This is a genomic window from Corynebacterium sp., from assembly GCF_030532715.1.
In the GTDB taxonomy this organism is placed as follows: Bacteria; Actinomycetota; Actinomycetes; order Mycobacteriales; family Mycobacteriaceae; genus Corynebacterium.
Map to the genome: position 1 here is coordinate 282,166 of NZ_JAUNKO010000004.1, position 15,201 is coordinate 297,366.

Genomic DNA, 15,201 nt, shown 5'->3' on the forward strand with positions numbered 1-15,201 from the left:
GCCCCTATGATAAAGGCTTCCCGTTGCTTTTCGACGCCCCGCCTGCCGCCAGTAAGTCGGCGAATCCCGCGCCGGTGACGCTGGCGAGGTCACTCGGGGCAAGTTCAATATCCAAACCGCGTCGGCCGCCGGAAACGAAGATCGTGGCGAAATTTTGCGCGCTGCTATCAATCATGGTGGGCAGCGCGCGTTTTTGCCCGATGGGGGAAATACCGCCCGGGATATATCCGGAGGATCGTTGCGCATCGGCGGGGTCGGCCATGGTGGCTTTGGAGACGCCAAACGCGGCGGCCGCTTTTTTGAGGCTCAGCGAGTGCGTGACTGGGATGACTGCGACCGCGAGGCGACGCCGCGAACCCTTGCCGGCTGTGAGATCGATCACTAGGGTCTTGAAGATTTGATTGGAATTGATGTTCAATAACTGGTAGAGCTGTTCGGCGGCGTGGGCCCCATAGTCCCCGTCGCCAGCGTCGAAGGTGTGGCTGCGGTGGGGGACCGCGGCGTCGACAAGCGCTTGCAATGCGGCAGTAGCGGCGGCATGCGATTTCTTCTTTGCCATAAAAACACGATACAAGCCCTAAAATAATGGCTCATGACGGAAAATTCCTCCGCCCGGTTCGAAGCAGAAGCCCTCCCGCTTCTCGACCAACTCTACGGCGGTGCGCTACGCATGACCCGCAACCCCGCAGACGCCGAAGACCTCGTGCAGGAAACATATATGCGCGCATACCAAGCGTTCGACAGTTTCAAACCAGGCACCAACCTGAAAGCCTGGTTGTACCGCATTATGACCAACCTGTACATCAACTCTTACCGCAAAGCACAACGGCAACCCTCCCAGCTGCCCACCGATGAAATCACCGATCATCAGCTGCTGCAATCCTCGCAACACCTCTCTACTGGGTTGGAATCCGCAGAAGTTGAAGCGCTGAAACTTTTGCCAAACTCGGAAATCGCCCAAGCGCTCAACGATCTTCCAGAGGACTACCGAATGGTCGTGTACTACGCCGACGTTGAGGGGCTCGCCTACAAAGAGATCGCCGAAATTATGGGCACGCCGCTGGGCACAGTGATGAGCAGATTGCATCGGGGAAGAAAACAACTCCGAAGTGTGTTGAAGGATGTGGCCCACGAACACGGCATTGGACTCACTGATACTCAGGCGAAACCGACCAAGCGGAAGGCACCGGCAAAATGACAGACGCACACGAATGCTTTTGCGATTGCGAGGACGTCTATGAGGCGCTGTTCCTGTTGCTTGACGGCCACATGGATCCGGCGGAAGCTCGCAGGTTAAAGGAGCAAGTACTTGCCTGCCCCGCCTGCTTTGAAAAACTCGGAATCGAACAGGAAGTTCGCGCGCTAGTTCGTCGTTGCTGTGGTGTGCACGCGCCCGTCACCCTCCGCGAGCGCATTACCGTAGCGATTCGAATTGAGCAGCGCCGCGGCTAAGCGGGGCTGGTGGGGTGGCGCCGTTCGCGGCCGCCAACCACGCAAAAGCCGCTGGTCCCCCGATTATTTTGGTGGGGGAGCAGCGGCTTTTTGAACTCCAGTTGAAATGTTAGGAGTTGGGGCGTTTGCCGTGATTGGCCTTGCCCTTGCGGCGGTCCTTGCGCTTACGTCCACGCTTGCTCATACGATTCTCCTTGGAAATCGGGGTGAAAACTGCTCACCACTGTAGTCGCTTCTGAGCGTGGGATGAAATTTTAGACTGCTGCGCGGGTGCGGGTACGTCCACGGTTCTTACGGCGCTTGAGTGCACGGCGTTCGTCTTCGCTCATGCCGCCCCAAACGCCAGCATCCTGGCCGGATTCCAAAGCCCATGCGAGGCATTGGGAAGTTACGGGGCAACGGTTGCACACAACCTTAGCGGTTGCAATTTGTGCGAGTGCGGGTCCCGAGTTGCCGACCGGGAAGAAGAGCTCGGGGTCTTCATCGCGGCACACTGCCTTGTGGCGCCAATCCATGTTTGTTCTCCTTCTCGTGTCAGGTTGTTCTCAGCTTAAAATTACGCTGCATGATTGATACTCGCAAGGGTGCGTGAGCATACTCACGAGTTTGGGTGAATCTGGGGGAGGAGGACGTTTTCAGGTTCCGTATTTGGAATCGTATGACGTCTCCGGCTACTGCAAAATAATGGCACGCTACGAGTTTCTTGGCTAGAGTTTAGGTTCAAAATGTGCCGGAAATCACACTGGAGGGTGGCGGGCCGTACGCGCAATATAGGTGGTGCACGTTAAAATTATGGGCTTTGAAGTGCGCAATTCAAGGCTTCTGACCTGCTGAAATATAAGTTGTGTGACGGTGAGTATATTGTGTCTCCCTCCGTCAATTCGCGAGTTTCGCTGGAGGGGTAACGGGTGGGTGTGTTTCCTGAGCATCGGCGTCACAGGGGCGGAACGGTAAAGTTGATTGGCGTGACTGATTCGAAATATTTGCCGCCGATGACTGTGCGTCGCGCCGGATGGTTGACGCTAGGGGAATCTGTGATCGGTATTGTGTTCGCGGTATTTCTGCTGTTTCACCAGGACATTGGCAAGGTGTGGGCGGAGGATTCCCGTGGCGCCTACCTGATCCTCGGCACCCCATTGTTTTTGATTATTGTGTTCGGTGTTGTCGGCGGTGGGGCGTGGATGATGTCGCGCGGTTACCGGTGGGGTCGGGGCCCGGTGGTGATGTGGAACATTTTCTTGTTGCCGCTGGCGTACTACGTGTTCAGTGCTGGCCAGTGGGTTTGGGCGATTGGGGTGGCGGCGCTCGGCGTGGCTGGTCTAAGCCAACTGTTCAGCAAGACGGCCGTGCAGTGGGCCACCGAACGCTACCAAGATTAACGAAGACCGACCAGTTGTTCGCCCCGCTTTTCGACGATCGTGTCGCCAGCCAGCGCCACGGAAACTCGGCCCGTGTAGCCGCCGCGATCAACTGGGATCGTATATTCGATTTCCCCGGTGCCCCAATTGGCCACCGCGATGCCTTGGGCGGTGGGGTAGAGAAGACGGTCACCAACAGCCGTACCGGTTCCCAACGCGTCCGGCAGCACGTGGGTGACGCTTAAATCCTCAGGTTTTAGCAAGTAAAGCCGTGCGCCGTCGAACCAAGTCATATGATGCGGTAAGTCTGCCATTTCCCGGGAATCAGGTAACGGCGCCCGATCAACCTCTTTGACCACGGGGTGCTCAGTTACATACGACAAGATTCGCGGCGTTGGTTGTGCCACGTACACCGCCGCGCCGGTTTGGCCGACGGCAACCAGTTGGGCGTCGGTACCTGGGATATTGATGTCGCGGGTGATTTTTGGTTCGCGGGAATCCTCCGGCACACGCTTCTGGTAGCGCAGCATAGTCTCGGGGCAGGTTTCCACCACGGCCACCAGCTCCTTGCGGGTGCCGGCGCTTTGAATGGTGCAATCCTCGTGGGGTTGCAAGTTCGGCTCCGCCTTAATTGGCTTGTCACCGTACTCGACCGTGCGCACCATGTCGCTGCGCCACAGCTCCAACCGCTCCTCGTTGTAGGTACCCACCGCATCGTTGGAGCTGATGGCCCAGACATTGTTCGGAGCCTCGGCGCTCCGAGTGGCGCTGTAGGTGCCGGAGGTGGCGTGAATGGCGGTGACGTCGCCACAGCCAGCGGAGTTTCGGTAGGTGATTACCACCGCGTGAAACGAGGCCGCGAGGGAACATACCTCAAGGTCGCGGGTATATGACCACACCTTTTCGCCAGTGGCTGGGTCCAGTGCGGTCACGGCGCCACCGTCGACGCCGACGACGATGCCGTCAATTGTCACGGGGCGCACTACCCCGGACGTGTCCGAATGCTCCCACGCCTGGTGCAACGCACGCGGCGGGGCGAGCGGAGCGGAGGCAGCCTTGAATTCCCCGGTGGCAGGCCCTAAGGACACCTGGCGGGCCGGGGCATTCCACCACACCACCCCAATACCGAGCAGCGTGCAGGTCACAATCGCCGCGGAGATCAGCAGGTTACGCTTCATCGGCGCCGCCGAGAACTCGGGCGGCGAGACCCCCGCGCCGGATGCTGATTACGGATTGCACCCACGCCGCCGAATACCTTCCGTGGGGGAGCAACCTTGCCGGTGGCTGAGGCGGGGATGGCCAGGGCGTCGAAAAGCTCGGGGGAGGTGGAAAACCACTGCGGAGGGTTCGGCTGCTCCAACCCCAACTCAGCGTTAATCGCCTGCCACTTCGGAAGCTCGTCATAGCCCACCAACGTAACAGCAGTGCCGGACTGCCCCGCCCGCCCCGTGCGCCCAATCCGGTGCACGTACGTCATCTCGTCGTCCGGAGTTTGGTAATTGATCACATGGGTGACGTCGGTGACGTCAATGCCGCGGGCCGCAACATCCGTAGCCACCAAAATGTCGATCGTGCCGTCGCGGAACGCCGCCAACGACTTTTCCCGCGCCACCTGGCCCATATCCCCATGGACCGCGCCCACGGTGAACCCGCACGCGGCAAGCTCCTCGGCCACCTGCGCTGCAGTGCGTTTTGTGCGGGTAAAAATAATCGTCCGGCCCCGCCCCTGGGCTTGCAACACGCGCGCCGTGATCGCCGTCTTATCCATGCGGTGTGCCTGGAACACTACCTGGCGAGTTGTCGAATGCGTCTGCCCGGCATTCGGAGCCTCTGCGCGAATATGCATTGGCTTGTCCATAAAACTCCGCGCCAACGTAATAATTGGGCCTGGCATCGTGGCGGAAAAGAGCATGGTTTGATGCTTGTGCGTCAACGCCTTTAACAGTTTTTCAATGTCCGGCAGGAAGCCTAGGTCCAGCATTTCATCAGCTTCATCCAGCACGAGGATGGCCACTCGGTCGAGGGCAAGATTATTGCGCTGATATAAATCGATGAGCCGGCCCGGCGTGCCCACAACGATGTCTACGCCCTTGCGCAGCGCACTAATCTGCTCCTCATAGGGCTTGCCCCCATAAATGGTAAGGATTCTTAGGGGCAAGTTTTTAGCCGCGACCTCTAGATCCTCGCCCACTTGGATGGCTAATTCGCGCGTGGGAACCACCACGAGCGCGCGGGGCGTACCGTCGATTTCTTCCACATCTGCGGAGTCGAAAACGCGGTCGAGCAAGGGGACGCCGAACCCTAATGTCTTGCCCATCCCGGTGCGCGCCTGGCCGATAATATCCGTGCCATCCAGCGCAACCGGAAGCGTGAGCTCCTGAATTGCAAATGTGTGCGTGATCCCGGCGGCAGCAAGAGCGTCCGTAATTTCGACTGCCACGCCGAGTTCCGCAAAGGTCGGGCCGACTGAACCTGAGGTACCGTGAACTTGAGCAGACACGCCATTGATACTAGTTGTCTGGTGTCTATGATGGGGCAGGGCCCTCGATTCAGGGCGCGTCAGTGCACGGCTTTCCAGCCAGAAGCACATAGCATGAGTACTGCATAGGCAAAGTATGAAAGCATGCAGTAGTCCAGTATTTGAAGCCACAGCGCAATGCGGTGCGCAAGCAAATATTGGGTGCGAAGTTTTCGTGCATTGTTTACCAGAAAGAGTGGAGTAAATGGACGTTAAGATTGGTTTTAGTGATTCCGCCAGGGAGATTTTGGTGGTGTCCAACCAGACGCAGGACGAGGTTCTGGCGCTGGTCAAAGCGGCGTTGGCGGACGAATCCGGCGTCCTGCAGCTATCCGACGATAAAGGCCGCCAGTACGTGGTGCGCAACAGCCGTATTGCCTATGTAGAGGTCGGAACCAATAAAGCAAGGCAGGTTGGTTTCGCTGGTTAAAACCCTTCCCCAGGGGTGAATGTAAGTCTTTCGTTCATCATGCAGGCTCGTTCAAGGGAGTAAGCCATTTCTAGGCAACGCCGAACCGAGGCAGAACCGATCCTCGTACGATTCGCCCGCGAATTTGGGTGGCGTGCGTATGCGATTCCGGTGCTGTTTGTGATTACTATTTGGGTGTTTGTGGATGTCCTTTTAGGCAACGCCACGGACGGCACGACCAGCACTACAGCCGACAAGACGGCAGCGACGTCCGTGGTGACTTCGGCGGTGACGAGCCGGGGTGGCGGACCGAACCCTGCAGATTCGAAGAAACCAGAATTGGCTACCGGTGATCTGCCGCCGGGGGCACCGTACGCGCAAGCGGGCCTCGGCACGTTTCGTATGGTGGGCAACCCAGGCGAGCAGATCGGCCAGGGCCAAGAACGCACATTCACCTATGTGGTTGAGATTGAAGACGGCATCGACACGTCCTCCTACGGGGGCGACGACAGCTTCGCTGCCATGATTGATGCGACTTTGGCTAATCCGAAAGGATGGATCGCTGATCCGAAGTTTGGGTTCCGGCACGCGGGGCCCGACGAGGAGCCGGATCTGCGGATCCAACTCGCCTCCGCTGAAACCACCCACACGAACTGCGGCTTTGATATTAAGATGGAAACAAGCTGTTTTACCCCGGCTGGCAATCGTGTGATCCTCAATGAATCCCGCTGGGTGCGAGGTGCAATTCCGTTCGAAGGCGATTTGGGCTCGTACCGGCAATATATGGTCAACCATGAGGTTGGCCATGGCATTGGGTTTTCCAGCCACGAGCCGTGCGCCAAGGAAGGCGAATTGGCGCCCATTATGATGCAGCAGACGTTGAGTGTGAATAATTCCGAGTTGTATGGGATTAACCCCGAGGAGGTTTACCCCGATGACAACGCGACCTGCGCGCGAAACCCGTGGCCATTCCCCCACGCCGGTTAATAGTCATCGGTACGCGCGGCACGTCACGCTTCCCGGCATCGGTGTAGCGGGGCAACGCGCACTTCTCGGGGCGCGGGTACTCTGCGTTGGCGCAGGTGGCCTTGGTTCGCCGGTGATCCAATACCTCGCCGCTGCGGGGGTGGGCACACTCGGCATTATTGATGGCGATACCGTGGAGGAATCCAACCTGCAACGCCAGGTTGTGCACTCGATGCAGGCCGTGGGCAAAGCCAAGGTCGCGTCCGCGGCGCAATGGGTGGCTGGCATGAACCCAGATGTGACCGTGGATCATTACAACCTGCGCTTAACGGACGGCAACATTGTGGAGATCGTCTCCCGCTACGACATCGTCGTCGACGCCACCGATAATTTTGCCACCCGATACTTGATTTCCGATCATTGCGCTGACTTGGGCATTCCGGTGGTTTGGGGCGCGGTGTACCGGTTCGAGGGCCAAGTATCGGTCTTCGCTGAGGGGTACACCCTGCGTGATGTGTATGCGGAACCGCCCACCGAGGCGCAAAGTTGCGCGGACGCCGGAGTGTTGGGGGTGTTGCCCGGCGTGATCGGCACGATGATGGCCGGCGAGGTGATCAAACTAATCACCGTGGTTGGGGAGCCGCTGGTTGGTCGCATCGGCATTTGGGACGGCGCTCGGGCGACGTTTCGCACGGTACGGTTTGAACGTTCGGAGGCAAGCGAATCGCTGCGCCACACGCAGCCGCCGGAGTTGTCCTGTGGGGTGGAATCCCCCACATCGGTGCGGGCGGTCAGCGTGGAGCAGTGGCAGGAGTTGGTGGCATCCGGGGTCACCCTGATTGACGTTCGCGAACCCCACGAATGGCGCGGCGGTGCGCTCGGGCAGCCGGTGTTCGCCCCCCTGTCTGCCCTGCGTAACGATGACTTTTCAAGTGTTGCGCAACTGGATCGTAAGCATCCGATCGCGGTGTATTGCGCGGCCGGCGCCCGCTCGAGGGTAGCGGCTCTTCTGCTGGAAGAGGCGGGTTTTTCAGACGTTACTTCCCTCGATGGAGGGATTACAGCTTGGTGGATGCGTGATTAAAATGTCCGCCATGGATCTAATTCCCGAACGTGTTCGAAGCGCGTTCCACGTGGGCCCCGGCCCAGCCGAAGTGCTGGGCCAAGCTTGGGACCACGGAGTGCGCATCAACCACACGGTGCTCTCGCAGGTTGTTGACCCCGTGCAAGCATCTTGGTCTGCGAAAGTTCGGGAAACTTTGCAACCGCTGGGGGTGCGCATGGTGCGGCCGGTGCGCGCCACGGACGGTCGCCTCGTGGTGTCGGGTTGGCGCGCCTCCGCCTATGCCGAGGGTGAGGTAGCCAAACGTGTGGACGAAACGGTGTGCGCCGCCTTGCGCCTCGCCGACGCCCTTGCGGACTTGCCCGTGCCGGATTGCGCCACGGCGAATATTCGGCCCCCGTGGTCTCCCCACGACTTGTTCGCGGTGGCGGACCGTGCCGCATGGTCCGGCAACCCCGCCGGTGTGCTTGAGTCTGGCCTGGACATCACCGCTACGCCCAAGGAGGAACAGCTTGCGGCGTTGCACCTCGCGGCGAAAATCACCCCGCACCTTCAAGAGCTTTCCTCCCGCCGTCAGGTCGGCCATGCGGACATGTTGGCAACCACCCTGTATCAGGGCACTGCCATGCCGGTGGTGACGGATATCGTCCCAGTGTCGCGCCCACACGGCTACACTGCCGTTCAGGTCATGGTTGATGGCATGATCGCCGACGCGGTGGATTTTAAGATTATTCGCCGTTTCGCGCACATCCCTGACATCGGTCAGTTGGTGTTGCGGGCCACGCTTTACCGCTTGTTCGTGCACACGCTGCACCCCAGCGCGCAACCGGCCGTACGCACTCACATGGAAGCGCTCGTGAGCTACCTCGTCCGAGGCTTGTAACCAACCTGCGCCGCAACGAACCCAGCGGAGAACCCCCGCCGCTGTGTGTTAGGCCCGTCTGCCACACTAGTATTCATGACTGATTTCGAGCCTGCTCGGAGGTTTCAACAGGCCGCTGAGCCTGAGGTTTCGCTGGTAACGCAGCAGTTTTCGCCGCCGCGCGCCCCAAGCCCGCATGCGGTGCGAATTGTGGATGCGGCTGGTGCGGCGGCCAGTAGGTGGCGCGTGACTGGCCAAGAGGCGACAGGCGTGACGCGCATCGTTGTGGATGTGGTGCTGGAGTCCTTGCGTCGGGGCGCCGACCCGCGCGGCATCACCGTACTCACCCATTCGAACGAGTCGGCGACTCGACTGCGGCGGGAAATTGCACACCAATTGCCGCACGTGGGTTTTGTTTCTCAGGGGTCGCTGGTGCGTTCTGTGCAGGCATTTGCGCTTGCGATTGTTCGGCAGGCGGACGCCCAAGCCCGCATGTTGAGCGGCGCGGAGCAGGACCAGCTGATTCGTTCGTTGTTGCAGGATCACGCGGCGCGTGATGGTGGGTCCTGGCCGGCGGCGCAGCGGGAGGCGCTTGGTTTCGTGGGGTTTGCGCGGGCGTTGCGGGATTTTGTGCGGTGTGCCCACGAGCGCGGGTTAACGCCCGAGCGGCTTGATCAGTTGGGGGTTACCCATGAGCGCCCGTTGTGGTGCGCCGCGGGTGAGTTTTTGCGCGAATACGACCAGACCATGCGGGAGGCGGGTTTTCGAGGTTATAGCGCGGCTGAGGTGGTGCCCGCCGCGGTGCGCGCCCTTGAGGCCGACTCCGAGTTGTTGGCCGCCGTGCGTGCGCCGCTTCGCGCCTTGCTTATCGACGACGCGCAGCACCTCGACCCCTATACAGCCAAGCTTGTGCGGTTGCTCATGCCCGCGGATGGGTTGTCGGTGCTTGCTGGCCATCCGGCGCAGTCCGTGTTTCGGTCCCGCGGGGCCCGCCCCGATCTGTTGGACACGATTGAGGTGGACCATGAAATTACCGTGACGGAACCGCTGTTGGCTCCAGAGAAGTTTGCGGTGGTGGCGGATACGCCCGGTACGCAGATCTCCGTGGTGGCGGATGCCCTGCGGCGCGCTCATCTCTTGGAGGGAGTCCCGTGGCAGGACATGGCGGTGATTGTGCGGACGCCCGGCCAATTGGGTGGGGCGCGCCGCGGCTTGCTCGCCGCCGGGGTGCCGGTGCATCTTGACCCTGGGGATGTGGTGCTCGCGGAACAACGCGTGGTCACCTCCCTCATGTTGGGGTTGTGCGCTCTGCACCGTGAGCTGACGGGGGAGGAGTTGGAGGAGCTGGCGCTCGGCCCAGTCGGGGGCGCGGATCCGGTGACGTTGCGCCGCTTGCTCCGCGGCTTGCGGCAGGGTGAATTGGCCAGTGGCGGCCAACGTCGCGCGTTGGAGGTGTTTGCTGATCTTGTGCTGCCGTCCCGCGCGTCGTCTTGGGAGGACTCGACCCAGGCGGATACTCAAGATCCGCCCGCTGACCCCGTGATTGAACGGTTGTCGGAGGGGGAGTTGGCGGTATTGGATCGGATTCGCACGGTGCTGCGAGCCGGTTTTTCCGCGCGTAACCAGCCGGTGGAGGAGGCGTTGTGGGCGCTGTGGGACGCGACCGGCCTAGAGCATCGGCTGTCGAGGGAGGCGCTCCACGGCGGTGCGCGTGGTGCGCGGGCGGATCGTGACCTTGACGTGGTGATGGCATTGTTCGATGCCGCCAGTGAATTTTCCGGCCGCGTGCACGATCGCGCCGAATCCGATACTGACGATCCGGGGGCGGAGATCGCGGAATTTGTGCAGCAGGTGCAGGAGCAGGAGTCTGCGATCGGGGTGCGTCAGCGCCGCGGTGGGCAGCCGGAGGCGGTGCCGTTGCTTACGGTGCACGCCGCTGGTGGCAGGCATTGGCACACGGTGTGCGTGATGGGCGTGCAGGAGGGGGTGTGGCCCCAGCTCGGCACGATGGGTGGATTGTTCGGGCAAGAGGAACTTGTGGCCCTCGTCGACGATGACATTGATCCGAATCACCCGCGGAGCCGCGCCGTCGAGCATTTGAACGAGGAGCGTTGCTTGTTCGCCATGGCGTGCACGCGGGCTGAGAAGAAGTTGCTGGTCACCGCAGTGGAAAGCCCGGATTCGCATGATGTGATGGAGCCCTCCCGATTCCTGGAAGAACTGGGGGTGCCGGTGGCCAAGCCGGGGGACCAAGTGCGGGTGCTGTCGGTGCCGTCGGTGATTGCGGAGTTGCGGCGCGCGGTGTCGGACGGCGGGCTGCGGGAGGGGAGGCGTCGGCAAGCGGCGTGGCAGTTGGCGCGCTTAGCTCACGCCGGTGTGTTCGGCGCTCATCCCGAGCAGTGGTGGGGCCAATGCCCGCCTATCGACGCCGCCCTCGTCGACCCAAGCGAACCGGCGGTACTCTCCCCGTCGCGCATTGAGGCCATCGCGCAATGCCCGCTGAAAGCTACGCTCGGAAACTTGGAAACGGAGGAAGATACGCCCATTCACCTGCTCCGCGGCACCCTCGTACATGCGTTCGCGGAGGCGGTGGCGCGGGGGGTGGATGCGCAGCAAGCCCAACACATTGTCACGCAGGCGTACAGCCAACTGCTCAACGAACCCGCCTGGAAGCTGCCGTCCACGCTGGAGGAGTGGGATCATCTGCTTTCGCGCACCAACCTCTGGCTTGCTACGAGCCGCAGCGTGTACACGCAGGTCGGGGTGGAGATTCCGTTACAGGTGGAAGTGGGCGCCACTGCGGACGGGCAACCGGTGATCATTCGTGGCCGCATGGACCGGTTGGAGCGTGAAGCTTCCGGAGCTCTCGTCGTGGTGGATTTGAAAACTGGCACCACTATGCCGTCGAACAAAACAATGAGCGAACACGCCCAGCTGGCGGCCTATCAGCTGGCGTTGTCACGCGGGGTGGTGGACGGCGCTCGCGTCCGCACGGCCCGCACCGAGGAGAAACCCGCGCCGGTTGGCGGTGGGCTGCTCGTGTTCCCCGCACCAGTGCAGGCAAAAGTGCCGGTGCGGATGCAAGCCCCGCTGTCGGACGAAAACCTTGACGAACTAGCGGCAACACTGCCGCACCTCGCGCTGGAGATCCGCGGCCCGCAGCTGCCCGTGCGCGTCAACGAAACCTGCACGCACTGTAGCCTGCGCCCCGTGTGCCCCCTGCAACCCGAAGGACGAATGACCACCCATGTGTAGCCGCATCTCACCCGTTGCACTGTCTCAAGCACTTAACCAGAAATTCCCGCCGACCGAGCAGCAGGCCGCCGTGATTGGCGCGGATACCGGTCCGATGCTGGTGGTGGCCGGCGCCGGCGCCGGCAAAACCGAAACCATGGCGGCGCGCGTCGTGTGGCTGGTGGCCAATGGCCTGGCCACTCCGGAGCAGGTGCTGGGGTTAACGTTCACCCGCAAGGCTGCGCAACAACTTTCGCAACGCATCCGAAACAGGCTGGGGACCCTCGCTGCCATCGACGGCCTGCGTGACCTTGACCCCGACGGGAAGGTTGAGGAAGCGTTGCAGGCCATCACCCCGACCGTGTCCACCTACGATTCCTTCGCTGGCCGCGTGGTGGGGGAGTTCGGCTTATTGTTGCCGGTGGAGCCGTCCGCCCGGGTGATTAGCCAGACGGAGCTATTTCAAATTGCGTGGGATTTGGTGCGCGATTACGGCGGGCAGTTGACCACCACCGCCAGTCCGGCGTCAGTAACGGATACGCTGCTGAATCTCACCGGCAGCATTGATAACCACATGGTGAGTTTGAACGACATTGTGGAGGAAACCGAGCCGCTACTCCGCCTGTTTCAAGAGTTGCCGAAAGCGCCGCGCCAGCGGGATAACCTCAGCAAAGAAAGCCAGAACATTTGCGATCGCCAACGACTGCGGTTGGAATACCTACCGCTGGTGCGGGCCCTGAAAACCACCCTGGCGGAGCGAAACGTGGTGACCTTCGGGGAACAAATGTCGCTGGCAGCCCGGCTCGCGCAAAGCTGCCCGAGCGTGGGGGAGACGCTGCGTCGACGCTTCCGGGTGGTCATGCTGGACGAATACCAAGACACCAGCCACGCCCAACGGGTGCTATTACGCAACCTGTTTGGCAATGGCACGGACCCCGAGCTGACGGTCACCGCGGTGGGGGACCCCATGCAATCCATTTACGGGTGGCGCGGCGCCACGGCCGCCAACCTCCAACACTTTATGACGGATTTTCCGCGCACGGCCCCCGACGGTAACGCCAGCCCCGCCCCCAAGAAGCAACTCACCGTGAGTTGGCGCAACCCGGCGGAGGTGCTGGATTTGGCCAACGGGGTTTCACGCGAAGTGTTGGGTCCCGCCGGCGCGCCGAGTCGCACGGTGGAGCCACTCGATGCACGCCCAGGCGCGACCCCCGGCGAGGTGCATCTTGGTTGGTTTGACACGGCAGCCAATGAACAAGCGTGGGTGGCGGACCGGCTGGCCGCCGAGTACCACGCCCGCAAAGAGCAGGGCAAGGAATTTACCGGCGCGGTGCTGGTGCGCAAGAACCGCCACAGTGCGTCCATGGCGGCGCAATTGCAGCAGCGCGGCATCCCGGTGGAGGTGGTGAGCCTTTCGGGATTGCTGGAGGTGCCGGAGGTGGCGGACGTGGTGGCGTTCGCCGCGATGCTGGTCAACCCGATGGATACGGCGTCGGCGTTGCGTATTCTCGCCGGCCCGCACGTGGGGGTTGGCGCGAAGGATTTGCTGGAGCTGGGGCGCCGGGTGCGGAGCTTGGCGGGGCGTGCGACGGAGGACTTGCCGCCGGTGGCCGCGGACCCGCTTGAGCGGTTGCACCAGATTGTGGCGGAGACGATGCGGGCTGAGCCGGAGGCACAGGTTGGGCTTGCGGACGCGGTGGCGGATTTGGGCGACCCCCAGGCCTACACCCCGGACGGCTATGAGCGCCTCAGCGTGCTTGCCGACGAACTGCGCCACGTGCGCGCCCGCAGCTTGGGGCAGCCGCTGCCGGATTTGTTTGCGGAAATTGAGCGGGTGATGGGCGTGCGCACGGAGGTGCTAGCCCGCCAGGATCCGCGTGCCGACGGCGCGTCCGGCACCGTCCACCTCGACCGCCTCGCCGAGGAAGTCACCGCGTATGCCAGTGTGCCGGGCGCCTCCCTGAAAGGCTTGTTGGCGTACTTTCACTTGGCCAAGGAGAAGGACAAGGGCTTCGCGCGCGGCGAGGTGCAGGTCACGGCGGACCGGGTGCAGATCCTCACCGCCCACGCCGCCAAAGGGTTGGAGTGGGATGTGGTGTGTGTGCTCCACGCCGCGAACACCACCTATGAGGACGCCAGCACCAGCCGGGTGAAGGTGGACACGTGGGTGACCAAGGTGGCGGAAATCCCATCTTCCCTCCGCGGGGACGCGGACTTTGAGGGGGCCGGCGGCGCACCGGTGTTGGACGTCACGCACGCGGAAAACCGCAAGGAGTTGGAGGAGGCGATCCAAGCCCACCGCACTGACTTCAAACTTGGGGTGTTTGAGGAAACCACCAGGTTGTTTTACGTGGCGCTGACGCGTTCGGAACGGGTGCTGTACGTGACAGGTTCGATGCTCACGGACACCGGCACCGAAGGCGCGCCCTATCACGGCCTCAGCTTGCTGAAAGACCTCGCCCCGACATGCGTGGACCAGTGGTTCGAAGGCGCAGGCGTGTCGGATATTGAACCCCCCGCCCCGCCCAGCGGCTCGTTCCCCGCGCCGGCGTTTACCGCCAACGGAGAAGGCATCGCGGAAGGGGCGGAGTTGGTGCGCCAAGCGTTCCGCGCCGAGCAGCCGCCGCTCGACTCGGACGAGGCGGCGGCCCAGTGGGGCCGCGAAGTTGACGCGCTCATTGCAGAGCACGAGCGTGCGAATAACCCTGTGGTGTCGGTGCCCATCGATGTTGAGCTCACCGCCAGCGACATGGTGGCGTTGCGCAATAGCCCGGAGCAGTTCGCCCGCCGGCAGCGCCGGCCCGTGCCGCTGAAACCAAACACGTTTGCCAAGCGGGGGACGGCGTTGCACCAGTGGATCGAAGACCGCTACGGGATGCGTAGTTGCAGCGATGCCGACCAGCTTGACCAGGATGATCAGTGTGACGTGGGGGGCGCGGAGTTGGAACGGCTGAAGGAACAGTTTTTGGCCAGTGGGTGGGCGTCGAAACGCCCAGAGTTTGTGGAGCACCCGTTCGAGGTGTCCGTTGGTGCGCACGTGGTTCGGGGCCGCATGGACGCGGTGTTCCGTGACGGTGACGGCTGGCTGGTGGTGGACTGGAAAACCGGTGCCCCGCCGAAGGGGGCGGCGATGCGCGCGGCGATGGTGCAACTGTCGGTGTATCGGCACGCGTGGGCGAAATTGCGGGGCGTGGATCCGGCGACGGTGCGCGCCGCATTCCACTATGTTGGTTGGAATCACACCTTTGAGCCGGATCACCTGCCACAATTAGAGGAACTGGAAGCAATGCTGAGGTAGCCGTTATGGTTGAGTTCGTTTCCCATGAGTGCACGAAGGAG

At 62.0% G+C, this 15,201-nt stretch carries 13 protein-coding genes; 9 read left to right on the forward strand and 4 right to left on the reverse strand.

All coding sequences use genetic code 11. The annotated features are described in order from the left end of the window. Nucleotides 1–4 precede the first annotated feature (4 nt). Nucleotides 5–559 carry a Cys-tRNA(Pro) deacylase gene (ybaK, locus tag Q4D83_RS08250; RefSeq protein WP_303174610.1) on the reverse strand — a complete coding sequence of 185 codons (555 nt, stop codon included), beginning with the start codon at nucleotides 557–559 and terminating at the stop codon, nucleotides 5–7. Nucleotides 560–592: 33 nt separating this feature from the next. On the opposite strand from ybaK, the gene Q4D83_RS08255 reads away from it, so the two are divergent. Together Q4D83_RS08255 and rsrA are read left to right on the forward strand one after the other, a co-directional pair. Next, nucleotides 593–1,198, forward strand: coding sequence for a sigma-70 family RNA polymerase sigma factor (locus tag Q4D83_RS08255; RefSeq protein ID WP_303174612.1), 606 nt, complete (start codon nucleotides 593–595; stop codon nucleotides 1,196–1,198). Further along, complete coding sequence (rsrA, locus tag Q4D83_RS08260) at nucleotides 1,195–1,452, forward strand: mycothiol system anti-sigma-R factor (protein WP_303174614.1); 258 nt, start codon at nucleotides 1,195–1,197, stop codon at nucleotides 1,450–1,452. The genes Q4D83_RS08255 and rsrA overlap by 4 nt, the downstream gene beginning before the upstream one ends. 254 nt (nucleotides 1,453–1,706) lie before the next feature. On the opposite strand, the gene Q4D83_RS08265 is transcribed toward rsrA, so the two are convergent. Next, a complete protein-coding gene (locus Q4D83_RS08265; RefSeq protein WP_303174616.1) occupies nucleotides 1,707–1,967 on the reverse strand; it encodes a WhiB family transcriptional regulator in 261 nt (86 codons plus the stop codon). A 450-nt stretch (nucleotides 1,968–2,417) separates the two neighbouring features. Between Q4D83_RS08265 and Q4D83_RS08270 the strand changes: the two genes are divergently transcribed. Further along, nucleotides 2,418–2,831 carry a hypothetical protein gene (locus tag Q4D83_RS08270; protein WP_303174618.1) on the forward strand — a complete coding sequence of 138 codons (414 nt, stop codon included), beginning with the start codon at nucleotides 2,418–2,420 and terminating at the stop codon, nucleotides 2,829–2,831. Here the strand turns inward: Q4D83_RS08270 and Q4D83_RS08275 are convergent. Next, nucleotides 2,828–3,988 carry a hypothetical protein gene (locus Q4D83_RS08275; protein WP_303174620.1) on the reverse strand — a complete coding sequence of 387 codons (1,161 nt, stop codon included), beginning with the start codon at nucleotides 3,986–3,988 and terminating at the stop codon, nucleotides 2,828–2,830. The genes Q4D83_RS08270 and Q4D83_RS08275 overlap by 4 nt on opposite strands. After that, nucleotides 3,985–5,310, reverse strand: a complete 1,326-nt coding sequence (locus Q4D83_RS08280) for a DEAD/DEAH box helicase (protein WP_303174622.1) — start codon at nucleotides 5,308–5,310, stop codon at nucleotides 3,985–3,987. The genes Q4D83_RS08275 and Q4D83_RS08280 overlap by 4 nt, the downstream gene beginning before the upstream one ends. A gap of 223 nt (nucleotides 5,311–5,533) precedes the next feature. Here Q4D83_RS08280 and Q4D83_RS08285 point away from each other — a divergent pair, with 223 nt between their 5' ends. The 6 genes from Q4D83_RS08285 (at nucleotide 5,534) to Q4D83_RS08310 (ending at nucleotide 15,160) form a co-directional block, all read left to right on the forward strand. Then, nucleotides 5,534–5,758, forward strand: coding sequence for a DUF3107 domain-containing protein (locus tag Q4D83_RS08285; RefSeq protein WP_303174623.1), 225 nt, complete (start codon nucleotides 5,534–5,536; stop codon nucleotides 5,756–5,758). A gap of 99 nt (nucleotides 5,759–5,857) precedes the next feature. Continuing rightward, nucleotides 5,858–6,724, forward strand: a complete 867-nt coding sequence (locus Q4D83_RS08290; protein WP_303174727.1) for a DUF3152 domain-containing protein — start codon at nucleotides 5,858–5,860, stop codon at nucleotides 6,722–6,724. Beyond that, nucleotides 6,672–7,787 carry a molybdopterin-synthase adenylyltransferase MoeB gene (moeB, locus tag Q4D83_RS08295; RefSeq protein ID WP_303174624.1) on the forward strand — a complete coding sequence of 372 codons (1,116 nt, stop codon included), beginning with the start codon at nucleotides 6,672–6,674 and terminating at the stop codon, nucleotides 7,785–7,787. The genes Q4D83_RS08290 and moeB overlap by 53 nt, the downstream gene beginning before the upstream one ends. A gap of 10 nt (nucleotides 7,788–7,797) precedes the next feature. After that, nucleotides 7,798–8,649 carry a TIGR02569 family protein gene (locus Q4D83_RS08300; RefSeq protein ID WP_303174626.1) on the forward strand — a complete coding sequence of 284 codons (852 nt, stop codon included), beginning with the start codon at nucleotides 7,798–7,800 and terminating at the stop codon, nucleotides 8,647–8,649. Between the two features lie 75 nt (nucleotides 8,650–8,724). Continuing rightward, entirely contained in the window at nucleotides 8,725–11,883 is a 3,159-nt protein-coding gene (locus tag Q4D83_RS08305) for an ATP-dependent DNA helicase (protein WP_303174628.1), read from the forward strand. Then, complete coding sequence (locus tag Q4D83_RS08310) at nucleotides 11,876–15,160, forward strand: UvrD-helicase domain-containing protein (protein ID WP_303174630.1); 3,285 nt, start codon at nucleotides 11,876–11,878, stop codon at nucleotides 15,158–15,160. The genes Q4D83_RS08305 and Q4D83_RS08310 overlap by 8 nt, the downstream gene beginning before the upstream one ends. The last annotated feature ends 41 nt before the right edge of the window (nucleotides 15,161–15,201 follow it).